Annotated in this window: 19 protein-coding genes and 1 tRNA gene; 6 read left to right on the top strand and 14 right to left on the bottom strand. The window is 61.6% G+C overall.

What is annotated here, in order from left to right:
- Positions 1-30: 30 nt before the first annotated feature.
- Positions 31-894 carry an ion transporter gene (locus tag BBF93_RS16065; RefSeq protein ID WP_051612304.1) on the top strand — a complete coding sequence of 288 codons (864 nt, stop codon included), beginning with the start codon at positions 31-33 and terminating at the stop codon, positions 892-894.
- Here BBF93_RS16065 and BBF93_RS16060 read toward each other — a convergent pair whose 3' ends face one another.
- The 5 genes from BBF93_RS16060 to ggt all read right to left on the bottom strand — a co-directional run bounded on the left by BBF93_RS16060 (position 895) and on the right by ggt (position 6,988).
- Entirely contained in the window at positions 895-2,955 is a 2,061-nt protein-coding gene (locus tag BBF93_RS16060; protein ID WP_114106583.1) for a cation:proton antiporter, read from the bottom strand.
- Between the two features lie 76 nt (positions 2,956-3,031).
- Positions 3,032-3,853, bottom strand: coding sequence for a ferredoxin--NADP reductase (locus BBF93_RS16055; protein ID WP_114106582.1), 822 nt, complete (start codon positions 3,851-3,853; stop codon positions 3,032-3,034).
- A gap of 90 nt (positions 3,854-3,943) precedes the next feature.
- Positions 3,944-4,480: a rhodanese-like domain-containing protein gene (locus BBF93_RS16050; protein ID WP_114106581.1), complete on the bottom strand. Its 537-nt coding sequence runs from the start codon at positions 4,478-4,480 to the stop codon at positions 3,944-3,946.
- Between the two features lie 117 nt (positions 4,481-4,597).
- Positions 4,598-5,185 carry a thymidine kinase gene (locus BBF93_RS16045; RefSeq protein ID WP_035595230.1) on the bottom strand — a complete coding sequence of 196 codons (588 nt, stop codon included), beginning with the start codon at positions 5,183-5,185 and terminating at the stop codon, positions 4,598-4,600.
- A 21-nt stretch (positions 5,186-5,206) separates the two neighbouring features.
- A complete protein-coding gene (gene ggt / locus BBF93_RS16040; RefSeq protein ID WP_035595228.1) occupies positions 5,207-6,988 on the bottom strand; it encodes a gamma-glutamyltransferase in 1,782 nt (593 codons plus the stop codon).
- A gap of 79 nt (positions 6,989-7,067) precedes the next feature.
- Between ggt and BBF93_RS16035 the strand changes: the two genes are divergently transcribed.
- The 3 genes from BBF93_RS16035 to BBF93_RS16025 all read left to right on the top strand — a co-directional run bounded on the left by BBF93_RS16035 (position 7,068) and on the right by BBF93_RS16025 (position 9,297).
- Positions 7,068-8,066: a P1 family peptidase gene (locus BBF93_RS16035; RefSeq protein WP_114106580.1), complete on the top strand. Its 999-nt coding sequence runs from the start codon at positions 7,068-7,070 to the stop codon at positions 8,064-8,066.
- Positions 8,063-9,166, top strand: coding sequence for a trypsin-like serine protease (locus BBF93_RS16030; RefSeq protein ID WP_114106579.1), 1,104 nt, complete (start codon positions 8,063-8,065; stop codon positions 9,164-9,166). The genes BBF93_RS16035 and BBF93_RS16030 overlap by 4 nt, the downstream gene beginning before the upstream one ends.
- 54 nt (positions 9,167-9,220) lie before the next feature.
- Positions 9,221-9,297: transfer RNA gene (locus BBF93_RS16025), tRNA-Arg, on the top strand.
- Positions 9,298-9,348: 51 nt separating this feature from the next.
- Here the strand turns inward: BBF93_RS16025 and BBF93_RS16020 are convergent.
- The 8 genes from BBF93_RS16020 to BBF93_RS15995 form a co-directional block, all read right to left on the bottom strand.
- Positions 9,349-9,729: a hypothetical protein gene (locus tag BBF93_RS16020; RefSeq protein ID WP_114106578.1), complete on the bottom strand. Its 381-nt coding sequence runs from the start codon at positions 9,727-9,729 to the stop codon at positions 9,349-9,351.
- Positions 9,730-9,932: 203 nt separating this feature from the next.
- Entirely contained in the window at positions 9,933-11,099 is a 1,167-nt protein-coding gene (locus tag BBF93_RS16015) for a Fic family protein (protein ID WP_114107123.1), read from the bottom strand.
- A gap of 171 nt (positions 11,100-11,270) precedes the next feature.
- Entirely contained in the window at positions 11,271-12,509 is a 1,239-nt protein-coding gene (locus tag BBF93_RS16010) for a type II toxin-antitoxin system HipA family toxin (RefSeq protein ID WP_114106577.1), read from the bottom strand.
- Positions 12,506-12,802 carry a helix-turn-helix domain-containing protein gene (locus BBF93_RS16005; RefSeq protein ID WP_206742121.1) on the bottom strand — a complete coding sequence of 99 codons (297 nt, stop codon included), beginning with the start codon at positions 12,800-12,802 and terminating at the stop codon, positions 12,506-12,508. Before BBF93_RS16005 ends, BBF93_RS16010 begins: the two co-directional genes overlap by 4 nt.
- A 107-nt stretch (positions 12,803-12,909) precedes the next feature.
- Positions 12,910-13,278 carry a hypothetical protein gene (locus tag BBF93_RS16000; RefSeq protein WP_233349174.1) on the bottom strand — a complete coding sequence of 123 codons (369 nt, stop codon included), beginning with the start codon at positions 13,276-13,278 and terminating at the stop codon, positions 12,910-12,912.
- A complete protein-coding gene (locus BBF93_RS19870; protein WP_233349173.1) occupies positions 13,278-13,457 on the bottom strand; it encodes a hypothetical protein in 180 nt (59 codons plus the stop codon). The genes BBF93_RS16000 and BBF93_RS19870 overlap by 1 nt, the downstream gene beginning before the upstream one ends.
- Entirely contained in the window at positions 13,454-13,630 is a 177-nt protein-coding gene (locus BBF93_RS19595) for a hypothetical protein (RefSeq protein ID WP_157532665.1), read from the bottom strand. Before BBF93_RS19595 ends, BBF93_RS19870 begins: the two co-directional genes overlap by 4 nt.
- 184 nt (positions 13,631-13,814) lie before the next feature.
- Complete coding sequence (locus tag BBF93_RS15995; protein WP_114106576.1) at positions 13,815-14,756, bottom strand: HEPN domain-containing protein; 942 nt, start codon at positions 14,754-14,756, stop codon at positions 13,815-13,817.
- Between the two features lie 841 nt (positions 14,757-15,597).
- On the opposite strand from BBF93_RS15995, the gene BBF93_RS15985 reads away from it, so the two are divergent.
- On the top strand, positions 15,598-16,242 hold the full coding sequence (locus BBF93_RS15985; RefSeq protein WP_162786604.1) for an RNA polymerase sigma factor: 645 nt from the start codon (positions 15,598-15,600) through the stop codon (positions 16,240-16,242).
- Between the two features lie 981 nt (positions 16,243-17,223).
- Here the strand turns inward: BBF93_RS15985 and zigA are convergent.
- Positions 17,224-18,432 (bottom strand): zinc metallochaperone GTPase ZigA, encoded by a 1,209-nt coding sequence (gene zigA, locus BBF93_RS15980; RefSeq protein ID WP_114106573.1) that lies wholly within the window; start codon positions 18,430-18,432, stop codon positions 17,224-17,226.
- A 63-nt stretch (positions 18,433-18,495) separates the two neighbouring features.
- Here zigA and BBF93_RS15975 point away from each other — a divergent pair, with 63 nt between their 5' ends.
- Entirely contained in the window at positions 18,496-19,131 is a 636-nt protein-coding gene (locus BBF93_RS15975) for a DUF1826 domain-containing protein (RefSeq protein ID WP_162786603.1), read from the top strand.
- The last annotated feature ends 51 nt before the right edge of the window (positions 19,132-19,182 follow it).

Genomic DNA, 19,182 nt, shown 5'->3' with positions numbered 1-19,182 from the left:
TGCCGCCGCAAAGCTTGGGAGACGGGGACAATGCCAAAAGCGACACTGGACGAGACAACGCACTATTCGGGCGCAGAGGCCTTCATCGAGCGGTCTGCCGTGCGCAGCACGATCATGACGCTGATCGTCCTCAACGCGATCGTGCTGGGTGTGCTCACCTATTCAGAGGCCTTGCCGGGCTGGCTCGTCGCGGGGCTGAATTTCTTCGATACAGTGGTGACGCTGATCTTCGTGGCGGAGATCCTGTTCAAGCTGTTCGTCTACCGGCTGCAATTCTTCAAGCTCGGCTGGAACTGGTTTGACTTCATCGTGGTGGGCGTATCGCTGATCCCTGGCGGATCGGCCTTCACGGTGCTGCGCGCCTTGCGGGTGCTGCGCCTGTTGCGGCTTCTGCACTTCATCCCGACCATGAAGCGCATCACCGAGGCGCTGCTGACGGCGCTTCCCGGCATGGGCGCCATCCTCGCGATCCTGGGCCTTGTGTTTTACGTCAGCGTGGTGATGGCGACCTATCTGTTCAGCGGATCGCAGAACACGGAGAATTTCAGCACATTGACGGCCTCGTCGCTGACCATGTTCGAAGTGCTTACCATGGAAGGCTGGAACGGCCATATGCGCGATCTGCTGGATGAATATCCCTGGGCCTGGGCGTTCTTCATCCCGTTCATCCTGTTCACCGTCTGGGCGATCCTCAACCTTTTCACGGCGGTGATCGTCGATTCGCTGCAGGAAGGCGCCATCGAGAAAGTTCTCGATGCGGAGGGGAAGATCAGCGACGAGCTTGAAGCGCAGGAAACCCTGGAGGCCAAGCGTCACCGGGAACTGTTGCGGCTGATAGCCGACCTGCGCGCCGAGGTTCAGGAGCTGAAAGCGGGCAGGGGCGGGACAGGCTGATCAACGGTCGGGGATTGCAGGAATATACCCGCCCGGCAGGCTGGCGGGACGGGTTTCATCCACCCTTTCGGGTTCGGCCGGATAGTAGAGGACAACGCTTACCCTGGGCAGCGCCTGAACGATCCGGGCATGCAGCGCAATGTCGCCGGGTGACCAGGCAAGGCCGCCCCGGCGAACGCCATACACCATGACGAGGTCTTCCATGTTGGCGAGTTTGGAAAGCGTGGGGATAAGCTTGCCCCATTTTTTCACCGGATGGAATTTCACGTCCTCGAAGATCGCGCCGTCCTCGAAATAGGTGGCGAAGGTAACCGCCGCGCCCCGCTCAGTAACGATGCTCACCTGCGCCCCGATCTGCGAGGCCAGGCGCTTGATGGTGTGCATGGCCTCATAGAAGCTCTCTTCATGCTCGGCATGGGGCGGTAGCACCAGAAGGATGCGCCCGAGCGTCTTCAGCGGCGTTTGTATGCGGGAGACGAAGAGGTTGAATGTCACCTTCCCAAGCAGCTGGTTTATCAGTGAGCCGCGCAGGAGCTCGTGGGTCGATCCCGTTTCGGGCCAGCCGACGATGAGATCGGTCGCCTGGGTCCGCTGCATTACAGAAATGAGGCCGGAGCCAACATTCACGGCATGGGTCAAATGCGGCTCGGTGGGTACTTCGGCAGCCGAAAACTGGGAGCTAATGGCCTGCAGTTCCAGCCGTGCCGATTGATCCGCAGCGGGATTACGGGAGAGGTTTGACAGAACGCGCACGGGGCTGACTGGATCTGAATGGCCATTGTCGCGCAGCAGGATGGCAAGGTCGATCACGCGGTGGCCGGGCTGGCTGTTGGCGCAGGCGACAACAATATGCTGGCGGGCGTTCACATCGACCTTTTCCACCACCACCGCTTCGGCCAGCGCCAGAGCGCGGCCATACCGCTGCACCACGATGGGCGCAAGGATGCAGGTAACGAAGATCATCATGATCGCGCCATTGACGACCTTCTCGTCAAACAGGCCCAGGTCGAATCCCACCATGGTCGCCGCCAGCGTCGCAGCAGCCTGCGGAACCGACAGAGCGAAGATGACATGTGCTTGGTCGTTGTTGTAGCCAAGCAGGCGGCCGGAGGCGTGGGCCGCGATCCATTTGGAGACGATGACCACACCCACCATCGTCAGCGCTACCAGCCAGGCATCAAACCCGCCCAGGAAGATGCGCGTGTCGAGCAGCATGCCCACCGACAGGAGGAAGAAGGGAACGAAGATTGCCTCGCCGGTAAAGTTGATCCGGTTCATCAGTGTGCCGTGATGCGGGATCAACCGGTTGAGGGCAAGGCCGGCCAGGAAGGCGCCCACTATCGGTTCAGATCCGGCCCAATGCGCTGTCGCCGAAATCGCAAACACGACGGCCAGGACGAAAGCAAACTCTGATACACCGTCTCGGGCAATGTTACGGAAGAACCAGCGCGCAATGATCGGCAGTAGGAAAAGAATGCCGGCAACATAGAAGGCAAGGCCCAGCGCCATCTGCGTCCAGAAACCTTCGCTGGCTTCACCGCGCGTCATAGCGGCAATGACAGCCAAGACCAGTAGCGCGAGGGAATCGGTGATGATCGTTCCGCCTACGGCTGTTGTCACCGCCGGATTCCGCGCGATGCCGAGGCGGCTGGCAATGGGATAGGTCAGCAATGTGTGGGAGGCAAAGGTGCTGGCCAGCAAAATCGCCGCCATCCAGTTGAAACCGAGCAGATAGCGTGCCGCGAGCAGGCCGATTGTCATCGGTACAGAAAATGTCAGCAGGCCGAAAACGAGTGTATGCGCCTTCGACTTGTTGAGAACGGCAAGGTCCACCTCAAGCGCGGCGGTGAACATGATGTAGAGCAGTCCGACCGTGCCGAAGAGAATAAAGGACGTATCCCGCTCCAATAATCCGATGCCATTGGGGCCAAGCAACGCGCCGGCGATCAGCAGGCCGATCATGCCAGGAAGCCGCCAGCGGCCAAGCACGATGGGCGCCAGCAGGATCAAAGCGGCAACGATCGCAAAGATCATCACCGGATCTTTGACCGTCAGGTCCATTGCGCTCTCCAGCCGTTCACCTAAGAAGCCCGCTTATGCGGCACTGCAGCATAATCGGCTACGCTGGACAACAGTTTCAGCCCGCGAAGGCCTTCTCGATGACGAATTCGGCCGGGGCGGCGTTGGAGCCCTCGGTGAGGCCGGCTTTCAGCATCAGGGCCTTCACATCCTGGATCATCTCCATCGAGCCGCAGATCATGGCCCGGTCAGTCGCCGGGTCCAGCGGCGGCCCGCCGAGATCGGCAAACAGCTTGCCATTCTCGATCAGCGTGGTGATCCGGCCCATATGCTCATGATGCTGGCGCGTGGTGGAGGTGTAGAGCTTCAGCTTGTCGCCCACCATCTCGCCGACCAGAGGATCGGCGGCGAGGCTGTCGATCAGCGTGCGGGAATATATCAGCTCATTCACATCCCGGCAGGTATGGGTGACGATCACTTCCTCATACCGCTCATAGGTGTCGGGATCCCGCACCAGGCTGGCGAAGGGGGCAAAGCCCGTGCCGGTCGAGAACATATAGAGCCGCTTGCCGCGCGTGAGGGCATCGAGCACCAGCGTGCCGGTCGGCTTGCGGCCGAGCAGAACCTTGTCGCCCGGCTGGATTTTCTGCAGGCGCGAGGTCAGCGGGCCATCGGGCACCTTGATGGAGTAGAATTCCAATTCCTCATCCCAGGCAGGGGAGGCGATGGAATAGGCGCGCAGCAGCGGTTTGCCGTCTTCCTTGGGCAGGCCGATCATTACGAATTCGCCCGAGCGGAAGCGGAAGCTCTGCGGGCGCGTCAGCCGGAACCGGAACAGCCGGTCGGTGTAATGCTCCACCGAGAGAACCGTTTCTTCGGTCGGGCCGTTCGGATTGACTTTGACAGGCGCTGCCTGGCCTGCGGATGCATCGGCGCTCATGCCCCAGGATCTCCATTGTCTCTTGTTCGGGCGTCAGTTGACGCGGGCGCGGGGCAAATGCAATGCGTCAGATGAACGGTTTAGTTTTGCTCAACCTTCGGCGCCGGCCCAATTCATGCGCGGATCGCTGAAACTGTAGGCCCCGTCGAGTTCATAGACGTTCTGATAGCCATAGCCGTAAAGGTTCACATAGGTCGCAATATTGAGCGCCAAGGGCGCCCGTTTGAGCATCACGGGGGCCACATTGTCGGTGAAATTGTTGTTGCAGTAGATCAGGATGCGGCGGTCCTTGCTGCCGATGACTTTGGCCAGCTTCTCCTCGGTGAAGTCGGCAAAGTTGAGGTTTACGGCCCCTTCGATATGGCCGAGGGCGAAGGCTTCTGCGCTGCGAGCATCGATCACCAGCGTGCCGGGTTCAGCGCGCATGTCGTTGAACGTCTCAATCTGAACCAGCCGGGCCTGGCGGTGAGGCGCCGCTTCGGCGGTCAGCGCCTGAAACCCGGCATAGTCGATCTGGCCGGGGGCTTCCTGCGCGTCTGCCATCATGCCGAGTAAGATGAAGCCGCCGCTCAGCAGCAGCGCCGCCGCCAGCGTGGGCAGGTGAATGCGGGCAGGTTGTGTCGGCATGGCGACCCCTCCTCTTCTTCAGGCGCGGTCGTCAGCGTGGGTGCTGCTTGCGGCTGAAATATGTGTGGGCCGGGGCAATCATGCGAATTCTGTGCCGGTTTTCGGGCCGGCTGCGGCTCAGCTTTCGGGCGTGCGGCCCATCCGTTCTTCCCAATGGCGGCGGCAGACGGAGAGATAGGTCGCCTTACCGATGGAAATCTGTTCGCCTTCGGTCAGGGCCTTGCCGTCCGGGCCGAGGCGCACCACCATCGTGGCCTTGCGGCCGCATTCACAGATCGTGCGCACTTCGCGCAGCTCGTCGGCAATCGCCAGCAGGGCGGAGGAGCCCTCGAACAGCTCGCCCCGGAAGTCGGTGCGCAGGCCATAGGTCAGCACCGGCACACCGAAATGATCGGCCACCCGCGCCAGCTGCCACACCTGGTCCCGCGTCAGGAACTGCGCCTCGTCCACGAAGATTGCGTCGATCGGGTGAACGTCCCTCTGTGTCCGCACGAGGCCGAACAGATCTGTTTCCGCCGTATACAGAACGGCTTCGGCAGAGATGCCGATCCGTGAACTGATATGGCCGTCATCGGCGTCGCGGTAGAGCGCCGATGTCATCAGCAGAACCTCCATCCCCCGCTCGCGGTAGTTATACGCCGCTTGCAGGAGGATGGTGGATTTGCCGGCATTCATGGCGGCGTAGGAAAAGTAGAGTTTCGCCATGGCAGGTCTGCAGATGTTGGATCAGCGCAGCGACAGGGCGACGCCTTCGCGGCGGGGGTCTGCCCCGCCCTCAAGGCCCTTGTCGCGCACGACGATCAGGTGAAGGCCGGAGTTTTCGCCGGTGCGTTCTTCCACCGTGTACCCCATGGTGCGCAGGGCTTCAGCCGCTTCCAGGCCGCCTTCAATGTCCACCTCGACGGCCACCGTATCCCCGCGCGCGATGATGTTGGGCAGGGCGGCGGCTTCCTGGGCGGTCTTGCCCCACTCCAGCACGCCCACCAGGGTCTTGGACACATAGGCGATGATCGAATTGCCGCCCGGCGAACCGGTCACCATGAAGAGATCGCCGCCCTCATCGAAAACGAGGGTAGGGGACATGGACGAACGCGGACGTTTTCCGGCGGCAACGGCATTGGCAACCGGCTTGCCCCCTTTTTCCGGGATCAGCGAGAAATCGGTCAGCTCATTGTTCAGCAGGAAACCGCCCGCCATGCGGGAGGAGCCGAAAGCGGCTTCGACCGTGGCGGTCATCGAGACAGCATTGCCCTCAAGGTCGATGATCGAGATATGCGTCGTGCCGGCGCCGGGGGTGGTGGGGTCTTCCCCCCACATCGGGCGCAGCGGATCCCCGCCCAGCACGACACCCGGATCGCCGGGGAAGGATTTGGCGTCGGGCGCAAAGGCTTCCTTGGCGCGCGCCTTGATATAGTCCGGGTTGATCAGGTCTTCGGTGGGCACGGGCACATGGTCGGCATCGGCCACATAATGGTCGCGGTCAGCATAGCCCAGGCGCTGGGCATCCACGAAGGCCTTGAGGAACAGGCTCTCATCGGCGTTCACCGTCGCGGCGGGCTTGAGGTATTCGTAGAGGCCCAGGATCAGGTTCTGGGCAACACCGCCCGAACTCGGCGGGGGCGCCGAGCAGATCTTGTAGCCCGACTGTAACGTTCCGCACACGGCCGAGCGAACCTTAACTTCGTAATTGGCAAGGTCATCCAGCGTCATGTCGCCGCCATCGGGGCCTTCATTGACGGCGGTGACGATCTCGGAGGCAAGCGCTCCGCGATAGAAGGCGTCCGGGCCTTCATTGGCCACGGCGGCGAGGGTTGCCGCATAGGCCGCGTTGGTGCGGCGGAAGCCGGCGGGCAGCGGCTGGCCATCGGGATAGAAATAGGCCGCCGTAACCGGATTGTCGTCCAGCCGGATCACTGCGCGCAGGCGCTCGGATGCGATCACTTCGGCCAGGCGCGGTGACACCTCGAAGCCTTCCTCGGCAAGCTCAATGGCGGGCTGGAACACGCTCGCCCAGTTCGCGCGCCCGGCCGCGTCATGCGCCGTCTTGTAGAGCGCGATCTGGCCAGGTACGCCCACTGAGCGGCCAGACTGCCAGGCGGTGAGGAAGTCCATCGGCTTGCCATCCTTGACGAACCAGTCCGGGCCGGCGGCGGCAGGCGCTGTCTCGCGGCCATCAAACACGGTGATCTCGTCGCGGGCGCGGTCATAATAGACCATGAAGGCGCCTCCGCCGATGCCGGAGCTTTGCGGCTCCACCAGGCCCAGAACAGCGTGGACAGCAATCGCTGCGTCTATCGCATTGCCGCCCTCGCTCAGCACCCGGATGCCGGCTTCAACCGCCCGCGGATCAGCCGCCGCCACCATCGCGCCCTTGGTCCAGGACATATCGCCCAGCGCCTCGGCATCGCTGCCGGAAACAGGAGCGATGCTCGCTGCGGGCGGGGCCTTCGCCGCCGGGGCGCAGGCGGCCAGCAGCAGGACAGCGGTGAGGGCGGTGAGATGGCGCATAGATCGTCCCTTTCTTGGCGCGGGGCTCCACTCCCTCTAAGGACTGAGGGCGAAGCAGAAACGTAGCAGGGCACATAGCATGGCAAGACCGGGTTTGCGCAACCTCATTACCGATGTTGAAGGCATATCTGTCGGCCAGGCCGAAGATGCCGGGAGCGTCACCGGCGTGTCCGTAATTGTCCCGGATTGTCCGGCTCTTGGCGCCGTCTGTGTCGCGGGGGGCGGGCCGGGGACACGTGAAAGTGACGTATTGGCCGCAGGCCGTCTCGTTTTTGACAGTGTCGACGCGATCTGCCTTTCGGGCGGCTCCGCCTTCGGGCTGGCGGCGGCGGATGGCGTGATGGCGGGCCTGAAGGCGCAGGGCAGGGGCTTTGCGCTGGTGCCAAGGCCCGGCGTGCCCGCCACGCCCATCGTGCCCGCCGCCATCCTCTATGACCTCGCCAATGGCGGCAACAAGGACTGGGGCGACACAGCCCCCTATGCGCGCCTCGGCCGGCAAGCCTTTGACGCGGCAGGGGAAAGCTTTGTTCTCGGCCGGGCGGGCGCCGGCTATGGCGCCGCCGCAGGGTTGGCGCCGGGCGGCACCGGGTCGGCCAGCATCGTCACGCATGACGGCCTGACGGTGGGCGCGCTGGCTGCGGTCAACAGTTTCGGGTCGGTCCGGATGCCCGGCTCCGCCGCCTTCTGGGCCTGGCCCTTTGAAATCTCTGGAGAGTTCGGCGGCGCCCGCCCCGAACCCGGCTTCGCCTTCGACCCGGAAGACTGGGGCGCCGCCAAGGCCGATCCCAGCCCCCGCGAGAATACCACCCTGGCCTGCATCGCAATCGACGCGGCCGTCACCCATGACGAACTCCAGCGCATCGCCCAGATGGCCCTTGCCGGCATGGCCCGTGCCATCCGCCCCGTCTTTGCCCCCACAGATGGCGACGTCATCTTCGTGATCTCCACCCGGAAGCGGGAAGCCGGAGGCAGCCGGCCGCTGGCGATTGCCCGTCTCGGCGAACTCGCCGCCAGCACGCTCGCCCGCGCCATCGCTCGTGGTGTATATGAGTCTGAACGGCAGGAGGGACGGCCATGAACAGATATCTCAAACTGGCGGTGGGGACCGCCTTATTCACCACGCTCGCAGGCTGTATGGTGGCCGGGCGCGACGCGGACATCGCTGACTGGCCGGGGATGGCCTCGGTGCAGACCGTGTCGGGCGCCACGATCTATCATGAATGCGGCGCCACCCTGATCTCGCCGGAATGGGCGCTGACGGCGGCCCACTGCGTCGAGAATGTCCGCATCGAAACCAATGGCCGCGCCGCACAGTATCTGGAGGGAGACAATGGCCAGTTGAGCCGCTTCGGCACGCTGGCCGTGGCCGCAGGGCTGGGTGATCTGACGGTCGTGCCGAAGGACACCGTTTTTGCCGTTCGCGAAGTGGTCATTCACCCGGAATACCAGCCCTCAGCGCCAGAGAAGGGCGACGACCTTGCGCTGCTTCGCCTTGCAGGCCGCTGGACGGGGCCAACGATGGCACTCGACGGGCTGACGGGGGCAGCCGGCGACCTGATGCAGCCCTATGCCGACATTGTCGCTGCAGGCTATGGCAAGGTGGGCGAAACGGCGCAGGGGCAGGAGGGCGTCGCCCGTGGCGGCCGGCATGTGCGCGCGCCGTCGCTGATCCTGCAGGAAGGATATGTACCTGTGGTCGACACAGGTGTCTGCAACAGCCAGATCCGGGACCGTATCAATGAGGCAGGACTTGCGGCGGTTTACCCGGATGTCTCGATAGACCCGGTCACCCAGCTCTGCGCCGGCATTGGCGGCTCCGACGCCTGCCAGGGCGATAGCGGCGGGCCGCTGGTGCTGCGCGTCGCGTCGGGCGCGCCGGTTCAGGCCGGGATTGTCAGCTGGGGCATGGGCTGCGCGCGCCCCGAAAGCCCGGGGGTCTATATGCGGGTTGCTGCCTTCGCGCCCTGGGTCAGCGCGGTGACCGGGCTGCCTTTGCCGGCAGAATCATCTGTTTCGCAAGAAGTTTCCGAAGAGGCCGCCCCGGTTCGGGAGGAGGCTGCAGCAGAGGAAACGCCGCCGACGCCTGCAGAGACGGCGGCAGAAGGCGGCGAAGAAGCCCCGGCCGGACCGGCCGAAGAAATACCCCCTGAAGAGACTGCACAAGATACCGGCAATTGAGGCTTGCAAGGTCGCAAACCCGCCTGTATGTGTCCCGCTTCTTCAAGTGGCCAAGCACCCGTAGCTCAGCTGGATAGAGCACCAGACTACGAATCTGGGGGTCAGGAGTTCGAATCTCTTCGGGTGCGCCATACTTTCAAGGACTGGGAGCCTTGGGTGTCAGCAAAAGAACTCAAAATTTGCTACGGGTCCCACTGGGGTCCCAACTGACAGGATGTTTCGCGGCGTTTCCCCGCGTAGCGTTGTGAGAAGAAGATAATGCTACCCTGGCGCACCCACTCGGCCCGAAGAAAATCCTTCGCAGCGTGCGGGCGCGCCGGTATCGCGGCTATCTGTAAGAAGAGATCGCTCTGTCTGCCGCCCGCTGCGAGCCGCGCCGGTCCGAAGAGCTTCGCAAGATTCGGATGAGCGTTCTTTCCAGCCTGCGGACCGATCTTGCGCGCTATGTTGAACTTGTCCGCGCATTGCGCCTTAGCAGGCGCTCGGGTGAGGCTCTCGCGTGTTCCGATCTCCACACCGCAGTCAGCCTGAAGCACAATCATCTGTTCAATGATCTCGCTCACCTCGACTGGCTCGATGAGCTTCTCTCTATGCAGCTTGATTTGTTCGACTGCTGATCTTCATGGGGCAGGGGCGCGCAAGCTTTCTTGCAACCCTGCCTGAACGGCGAGTGTGCGGGGTGAATGGTCAAGACCGTGTCAGCGCCGTCAGGGCAGCCTTGACCAGAGGGGCCGCTAAAGGCCCCTGATCTTTTGTAGTGCTTTTTCTACTGGCTTGGCTTGTCCGGAAACAGGCCTGGCATCCAGCGTGCGGCGAGGGATGCTGGAAAGGCGAGGCGCAACGGCCCCTGCTTGCTTGCTGTCGAGAGTACTTCGCGCTCCAGCAGGGCTGTGTAGATGCGGCGCGCTGTACGCTCGCTCACGCCCAGCAATTTTTCGACATCGCCCTTGGGCAGTTCGCCGCGATACAGGATCGCCTCAAGAACGAGACCCGATTGCGCGGGAAGGCGGCTCGCCTTGATCTCTTCTTCTGCCCAGAGAAGGATGCGGTTCCTGAGCTCTTCGGGCTGCATAAGCGAGGCCATGAAGGCAATCTGATCCAGGCAGACGCCAAGGAAGTATCTCGCAAATCCGGCGAGGGCTTCTTCACTGAGATGCCCTCGACCATCCAGATCATTGCGGCGCGTCTGATCGCAGCTCGCCAGATGTTTTTTGTAGTCATCGACACTGCGGGCAAGCCCGCGTGCGACAGACCAGATGCCGCCTGTGTCGAGCGCATCGCGCAGCATGGCGTAGGACATTAGCCGCACTACCCGTCCATTGCCGTCGATGAAGGGGTGAATCCATAAGAGGCGATGATGCGCTGTGGCCGCCGCGAGGATTGCGTCGATCTTGCCGGGCTTTCTATAAGCGGCCTCGAAGCGCTCCATGAAGCGTGGCACCGCGCCAGGGCTGATGGGAATATGCGCGCCCACTTGGACATAGCGGTTGCGATAGACGCCAGGTTCAATCCGGATACGTTCCTTTGTCTCCGGGTTTTCGACCCAGAGCAAATCCTCAGGCAACATGGCGCAGAACCGGTGATGCGTTTCCAGGATGCCCGTTTGCGTCGCGGCGCGACCTTCAAGGCCGCCTTCGTCGATCCATTTCTGGACGCCGATATGGGCGAGCGCCTCCAGCTGCAGGTCGCGCTTTTTGGGATCGCTGCTATAGTCCGCTTTCAGGGCGCGCTCGATGTCGATCGGATGGGTATCGTGGCCTTCAATCAGATTGCTGTAGTAGCAGTTCATGGATCGCACGAGATCGGCCAGCGCGTCCGCCACACCGGCGGGCAGGCTGGCGCGCAGCCGCGCTGATTGCTGAGCAACCTCAAGTGCCAGATCGGCAAGAGGGCCTCTGCGTCCGCCGCTTTCTGACACCAGCAGGGGTTCCATCAAGCCGATGGATTCCCCGTCATCTGTGGCCTCTATTTTGGCCGGTTCTTTGTCCGATTTATTTCCGCTCATAATTTCAAATATAACAGGATATTATGGGATATGCGAGCAAAATCTTGTCCGGCCATATGGCCGGTCATGTGGCCGGTTTAGGCGGGCTCTCCGCGCGCTCTATCGGCCCGCGCGCTCGATCCGGCCTGCGATCAGTCTGACAGTGGAGGCTGCAACGTCATGCTCTTTGGCGAGTGTTGCCCACTGGCCGAGCGCCTCGCGTGTCTGGTCGATGATTGCTTTGGCATCCTTTGGGGCGAGGCTGGCCTCTTTCGCGAGAGCGAGCAGATGCGCCTCGCCTGGCGCTTTGCCTTCACCCTTGACCATCGTGGTCTGCTCGCCGCCAGGGCCGGAGGAGAAGGTGAGATCATAGGCAGGGGAGAGGGACCAGTTGCCTGCCGCGTCCATCAGGAAGGTGAAGTTCTTTGCGTGATCATCGCGGTTATGGCCGAGCACGTTGAAGACGGCGAGGCGGAACATCTTCTCCGCTTCGCGCACATCGCGGGTGAGCCGAAGCGTCAGCGCAATCAAATCCTCATAGTCGAGGCTTGGAGTTCGATGATCGGCATGGAGGAGGCCCGACGCTGTATGCGCGTGCAGTCTGTTTTTTCCGATGCGATCGAAGCGGCGCGTCGCAAAGAAGCCTGCGCCTCGTTTTGCGGGGAACAGATGGGTATGCGTCATCTCGATACCTGCCGTGCGCGCCATCAGCGCGTAGACATATTCGATAGCGCCTGCATCCTTGCCGTCTTGTGTGTTCGGGAATTTGACGAGCCAGGGCTCAAAGCCTTTTGGCAGATCGCTTTGCCCATGCGTCATCGCGCCAGTTTTCGGATTGTAGCCGATCATCGCTTTTGGGCGCGCGCCTGTCGAAGAGCCGTTGAGGGCGAGCAATTCTCCGATCACCTCATCGGCGTGACCTTCCAGCACCTCAAGCGCCTGACCGGCCAGCCAGTCGAGATCAATGTCGTCGCTGCCTGCATTGGTTTCCATCGCGGGCTCATAGGTGAGCGCGCCCATGCCGCCAGCACCGACATGGGCGAGGCGGTCGAGAGGGCTTGCCTGCGCAGGCGTCAATCCTTGCGCACGTAGGGCGCGGTCAAACAAAAGACGGCCCCAGCCATCGGGCAGGCTGTCATTGAAGACGCCTGGGAGCCCATCGAAGAGCGCGGCATCGAAACTCTTGAGGCCAGGCTGCAAAGGCAGGCGCAGCGGGGATATCTCAAGCCCGCGTTCGATGAAGCTGCGCTCGTATTCGAGATAGATTATCCGGTCACGGATTGCGAGGCGTCCCACATCGAGCGGTCCACTTCCAAAGTCCATTCCAACCCTGATCGTGCTGACGGGCTTGAAGATCATGAGCGCCAACCGATCTTGCGCTTGGGTTTAGTGTCCGCCTTGATCACCTCATCGATCGAGGAAAATTCGCTCTCGATCGGCGTCGTCGCCTTGATCACCTCCTCAAGACCGCCGACAACGGTGAGGAGTTTGAGCAGGGTTTCGATCGAAGCCGCGCCGGTACGCTCGAATTTGCGCAGTGTCGCAAGCGCCACGCCGGAGCGGGCGGCAAGGCCCGCCTGCGTGAGGCCCATGGCAAGGCGGCGTTCCCGCAGGTTCTCTGCGAGCTGGAGTTGGGCTTTGGCAGGGGTCAAGAGTGATATCATGATAGCTTCAGTATAGCAGATTTCCGTATAAATTGCTATCATTATATCATTCTTGTGAGCGGCTGATTTCTGCGGGTTTTGGGCCGCGCAGTGGTTTATTGTGACTTACCCGTTTCAAGGCTTGCCAGGATTTGCAGGATGGCGGCGTCGGGATCGTTCATCGCTGCTGGTGGTGGTGATGATGATGGTGTTGGTGCGGGCAGGGCGAGGGGCTCGCTCTTGAGCCAGTCATACTTGTCCGGCTTCAGGCGCACATCGCGCAGCATCCCGCTCATCTCGGGCCGCTCCCAGAAGTTCGGCATCGCGACCGTGAAGAAGCCCCAGTCGCGGGATTCAGGAAGCCCATAGTCGCCGCCGGTCGCGGCGCGGATATCTTCGACCTGCAGGAGCGGTCTTGATTGCTCCGACCACGTATCGTCCGATCCATTGACTTGCGCGCTCGACACATTGAACCCGCGCACCATCACTGAGGTTTTCCCTGAGTGATGCTTGATGTCTTTGAGCGTCTCTGTATGCCGCTTCCGCCCGCTGGCGTGTAATTCGCATCTGCGCGGCATCCTTCCAGGCAAAAAAGCCGCTGATGGTGATGGCTTTCGAACATCCGGAAGAACTGGATGACATCGTTAATGGTGCGCAGGCTCATCGCAGGTCCTCATCCTCCCGGCTTGCGAACTTGAAGGGCGGGGGCTCTATCGTTTTGATCGGCTCAACCGGCGGCAGATATTCAACGGTCGGCGGCGGCGCTTGCTTGGCCTTTTCTTGCCGGTCTAACTCGATGAGAAGGCCGATGCCGAGAGAGGCTGCGGTGTAGCCCATCCAAGAAGACTTCGTCTTAGATATCTTTCCATCATCATGATTGCCCAGGAGGGGGTAAGTTTTGAGCCGCGCCCGTCGCAGTCCTCATTAATGCTGTGCTCTCTATGTTCCGGACTTACGGTCCCTAGTGACATGCCCTCTGAATTCCGGACATGCCTTTGCAGGCTGTCGATGGCTTGAAAATTCATACGCCACTTTCAGCCTCTGCCCCCAGCCGCTCCAGGCGCTCTCTACAAAGTTCGTTGGCAATGGCAATCAACTGCCCGATCCGGTCAGCCTGCCAGGTAAGAATTTCCTGCGTAGTCTCATAAGAAGGCGAGTAGCGCGCCTCGACATAGGCGCGGCGCAGGAGTTCGAAATAGCGTTTGTAGGGCTTCTGCGGCGGGCCCCATGCGTCTTCAATGCGGCCATCAATGGTGCGAGCGATGTTCCGCAACTTTCCGAGATGGTGCGTGCCCGGTGCGTAGAGGGTCGTGGTCAGCAGGAACATCCGGTAGGCACTCTCGGCGGCCTGGTGGAGCTGAAAAGCTGTATTCCTTTCCCATTCTGGACCGGCGTCAATTCCTTGGCGGCCAATTGTCAGAAATTGCTCTGCTGCTCGCTTCCAATAACTCGCATACTCCGCCGCCTGATAATATGCCTTTTTAGGATCAGGAGCAGCCGGTTTTGCGAGGATGTTCTTCGCATTCCCGTTCCTGTCAGGTTCCCCGTCCTCATAGAGCAGGATACCCTGCTGGATAATCTCCGAGAAGAAGTACTGACCATCCTTGAGCTGACGGTTCACGTCCTGCAACGTGTGGACAATGATGGACACGTCGCGTTTGACGAGCGGGTCGGTGTAAAGGCGGTCTTCAACCTCGCCCCAGAAGGCGCTCATCTCGGTGAGGGCTTCATGGCTGACGATGGCAAGAAGGTCGATGTCTGAGGCGCGGCCCGACCGGCTGTCCTCGAACCAGGTGCCCTTGGCGAAACTCCCGAACAGGACGAGCTTCAGGAGGCGGTAGTGCTTTGCCCGGGCCTTGCCGTCCGCCTTGATGCGGGTTTCCAGCTCATCGAGGATGACCTCCTGTATGCGGGCAAATTCTGCCTGCCGGGCAGGGGGGAGATGATCGAGGGAAGTCTGCAACGGTTCGGGCCTTCAGGTATCTGGCAACGGTGGACATTCTCCGAAATCGAGGCGGCCCTGTCTATTGCAGATTGAGGCATTCGAGGAGGTTAATCGGGGCCGTCCGGGGACCAAAGCGCTGAAGCGTGTCTGGAGGAGCTTGCCGGAACCCCGGAAGTTCATCTTTCAGCGGGGCTGACCGGCTCAGCTGCGCCCCTCGGCGCGAATCACGCGCCCCGCCGCAGGACTTTCAGAGGTCCCCTCTCTCTAATTTGGCTCACGCAGGCCGAGCCGGACCGGCGCCATACTTGTTTCAGGACATGGGCGCGGTTTTATGCGGGGGGCAACCGAGCGATCCTCGCCTCGGGGAGGTACAAGCCGGCCTCGCACAAGGATCTGACTTTCCGGAGAGACGCCCTTGCGGCGCCTGAACAAGCGACGTGCCCGTCTATTGCCTGCCGCGCCTTTGCCGGTATTCAGGGAAGGTGGGCCGGCGCAGCGATAAGACCTGGTTCAAAACCTGCGCCCCGTTGCTCATGCTTCGCGGTTTTCCGACGGCCCACATTTTTCCTTTCAGGGTTGTTTTTACGCTCAACTTTTGTCAGATTCCCTTCAGCATCTCTTCGGAGGGGCTCGGGGCGTCGGAAACCCCGTCAGTGCATGAGTCTGCCCACCCGCGCCTGGTATTCGCGAATGGCTTGCCTGTGCCTGATGCCTGACGCTGCTTGCCCGGTATTCCGGAAGAGGATGCGCAGGGCGTCGGAAACCCTGGAGAAGCATCAGACCTGTTTGCGAGCGCCTTGCCGCAAATCCCTCGTGCTTGTCTGACGGTCCGGCGATGAACGGGCAGGGAGGACGCGCCATGGCGCCGGCAGATCATCGCAGACCAGCAGCGGAAGCGGCCGCAAAGGCTGTCAGCTCGGGCGCACTGAAGACATCAGTATACAGATATAATAGCGCTCGGTCTGATTTTTTGGGGCTGCCCCTCACGCAGCTCTTCCGCAGCCAGTACCGCCAGCTTGTGAGGTTCTGCCGGATCCGGGTACCGGACCAGGCGGATGCCGAGGACATCGTGCAGGCGGCGTTCCTGAATGCGCGGCGGGTCTATCCGGACAAGGGGATAGACGAGCTCCGGCCGCTGCTGTTCACGCTGGTGCGGAACGGGGCGCTGGATTTCCTGCGGTCGGGAGAACATCGCCGGCGGCAGGCCTCGATCGAGATCGGGGAGGCGGCCAGCCACATTGCCTGCGACCGGTCTCCTACACCGGAGCAACAGCTCATGGATGCTGACAGGCTGAAAACTGCACAGAAGATCATTGATGGCATGGCCCCGCACCGGCGCGACGCCCTGCTGCTTCACCGGATCGAGGGGCTGACTTACGCCGAAATCGAAAAGCGCCTGTCCATGTCACGCACCGGCGTCATTGTCGCGATTGCCGAGGCCGTGGCTGAACTGGCCGAGGGGCTCGCCCGCGCGGAAGGGCGGGGCATCCCGCCTGGCCGGTGACAGCCGGGACGCTAGGAACGGTTACTGGTCCGTGCGCTTGGATGTGTAATTATTGTGCATCTCACATGCGAGATAATTGCATGCTCTAAGTTGTTGGCGAGAAGATTGACCGGATAACGGCTCATCGCAAGGCTGATGCAGGTGAGCTCCCTCAGGTCGTCTGAGGGTAAACCTTGACCCTGCTTCAGATGTTGACCAGGCCCTGCGGGCGTTTGCTGCCTCCATCGCCGGCTTCTGCCGTGATCAGCTTTCCCGGCATGCGGGCTCAGATAGAGTGCGCGTACACGGTCAAAGAACGCTTCAAATTCCGGCAGGTCGCCGACTTCCAGAGCCGGGCTGTTCCAGTCGGCGTAGGACCGGCGTCTGCCTTCCGGATCATTAAGGGTTTCCCGCGTCGGCGAAATATGCCGGGCCTCACATTTTCGATCAAAGCGGAGAGGACCGAGGCTCGTCCTTCGACATCAAACACGTGGCCACGGAAAAGCCGGTCGAGGTCATAGACGTCCTGACGTCTGCTCCGGTTGCGGATTACCAGTTGAAGCATCGCGCGGTATTTCTCGCCATGAGATCAGTCATGCTGTATGCAGGGCGTCGTCTCCGCCTGCGCGTCCGGCCATGATCTGGCTAAGCAGCCGGGTAGGGCCCGCGCGATTGAGCCGGGTCATCATCAGCGCGGCAGGGACGCGGTTCGTCAGGCCCCAGCGCTGCATCGCCGAAAGGTGTGAGCCGGACCGTCAAAGCAGGTGAGTCCGTTGGCAGGCAGGTCCGGCCAGGCAATCACCCTTGGAGGCGGCTGCCATAGCCCGGGTCCGGCTTCAGTATACCTGCTTTTCCTGAGGTTATTACGCAAACGGACATAAACCTCAGTATTCGGGGCCGGGTTGCGCAGGTAAAGCGCCTTGCGGTCTTGATCCTTATACATGCGCCAGATGAGCTCGTAGAGTTCGAATGGCGAGATCACAGGCGCGCCGGCGGTCGCGTTCAGCTCCAGGGCGGAAAGGGGTCTTCCAGGCCGGTCCGGGGCTGCAGGCTGCCGGCCTTTGAGGTTGCGCCCGGATCTGTGAGACAGGCGTCGAGCCTGGCGGTGAGGACGGCCTGGTCCATTCCGATGCCGATCAGCACGATTTCCTGGCGGCGGTCGCCGAAGCGGGCGTCCCAGACGCGTTCAAGATAGCGCAGCACTTCGGGACTGTCCGGGCGTTGATCTTCGGGCACGGCCGCCCACCACCGGCCCATCCGCTCATGCCGCACCAGCGCGCCCGCCTGGCTTATTTCTGCCATCCAGTCAGGCCGTGTCGCAAGCCAGAAGAAGCCTTTTGCCCGGACCACGTTTGGCCAGGGAGAATTCACGAAAGCATGAAATTTTGCCGGGTCGAACGGGCGGCGCGCGCGATAGACGAAGCTTTCAATGCCGTATTCCTCGCTTTCGGGCACATGGTCTGCAAAGCCGTAGAGTTCCTTGGCCCAATGCGGATGCTGGTGTGCCTTTTCAAAGTCAAAGCGGCCCGTGCCGAGCACCTCGCCAAGCTCCACTTCGGAGAAATCCGTTTCGATGATCCTGGCATCCGTATTCAGGGAACGGATCAACTGATGGATGATTTCGCGGTCACCGGGTGAAACCAGGCTGACCTTGTTCATGATGATGACATCGGCAAACTCGATCTGGTCCACCAGAAGCTGGACCAGGGGGCGCTCATCGTCTTCTCCGAGGCTTTCGCCGCGATCTGCCAGAAAATCCGTACTTGAATAATCACTGAGAATATTGACCGCATCGACGACCGTAACCATCGTGTCGATCTGGGCGATATCTCCGAGCGAATAGCCCGCCTCATCCCGGAAATCGAAGGTGGCTGCCACAGGCAAGGGTTCTGAAATACCGGTGGATTCGATCAGCAGGTAGTCAAAGCGCCCTTCCTCCGCGAGACGCGCGACCTCCTTCAGAAGGTCTTCGCGCAGCGTGCAGCAGATGCATCCATTGGACATTTCCACCAGCGCTTCTTCCGTGCGGGAGAGGCCCGCGCCGCTCTGCCGGACGAGCTCAGCGTCAATGTTCACCTCGCTCATGTCGTTGACGATGACCGCCACGCGGCGGCCTTCCCGGTTGTTGAGGATGTGATTGAGCAGCGTGGTCTTCCCGGCGCCCAGAAAGCCGGAAAGTACGGTGACGGGGAGTTTTGAGGTCTGTGTCATGGCGGCCTCGACAGGGTGTGAAATGTAATGTTATTACATAATTATAACTCGAGAGGACGCAAGATGAGTTTGCTGCAGGATCTGGCGGAAAAAGAGGGGAAGCAGGAGCGCGCCGCAGAGCCCGTCATCTTCTGCCACAGCCTTGAAGCGCTGATAGAGGCTGGATTAGGAGATGTGGCCGAGCTCGCCCTCTGGCCGCGTCAGCCTTCGCCTGGTCTTGCGGCAGCATTTGAGGCGCTGGACTGTTCCAGCTTCGAAGACCTTCGCGTCACAGGACGGCCAGAAGACGTGCGGCAGCGCGCCGTGACCTGGCTCACGCAATCCAGCTGGCCGGCACTGGTGCGGCAAACGCTTCTCGGGGATGTTCAGGCGGCATTTGCCTGCATCGGTGATATCGAGGCCGATTGCACCTTCAGGCTTGAATATGTGACCGATGATGCCTGCCGGAAGTTTCATAAGGACGATACTGATTTTCGTCTGATCACGACCTATTTGGGGCGCGGCACGCAATGGCGGGTGGAGAGGGCGGGGGAGGAGCCTGGCCCCCTCCATGAAATGAAGCCGCATGAAACGGCCATGCTCCTCGGCCAGCGCTGCAGCCTTGAAAATTGCGTGCTCCACAGGTCCCCGCCGATTGAAGGCAGCGGGCAGGCACGACTGGTACTGGTGCTGGATTTCGAGCGGCCAGATTATTGCTGATCGAGCCGCAAGCGGGCGCTCCGTCCTGTTCAAGATCAGTATAGGGATTAG

Source organism: Hyphomonas sp. CACIAM 19H1 (assembly GCF_003325995.1).
GTDB classification, from domain to species: Bacteria; Pseudomonadota; Alphaproteobacteria; order Caulobacterales; family Hyphomonadaceae; genus Hyphomonas; species Hyphomonas polymorpha.
Note: the sequence above shows the minus strand (reverse complement) of the source record. Positions and strands in the feature narration are given on the sequence as shown.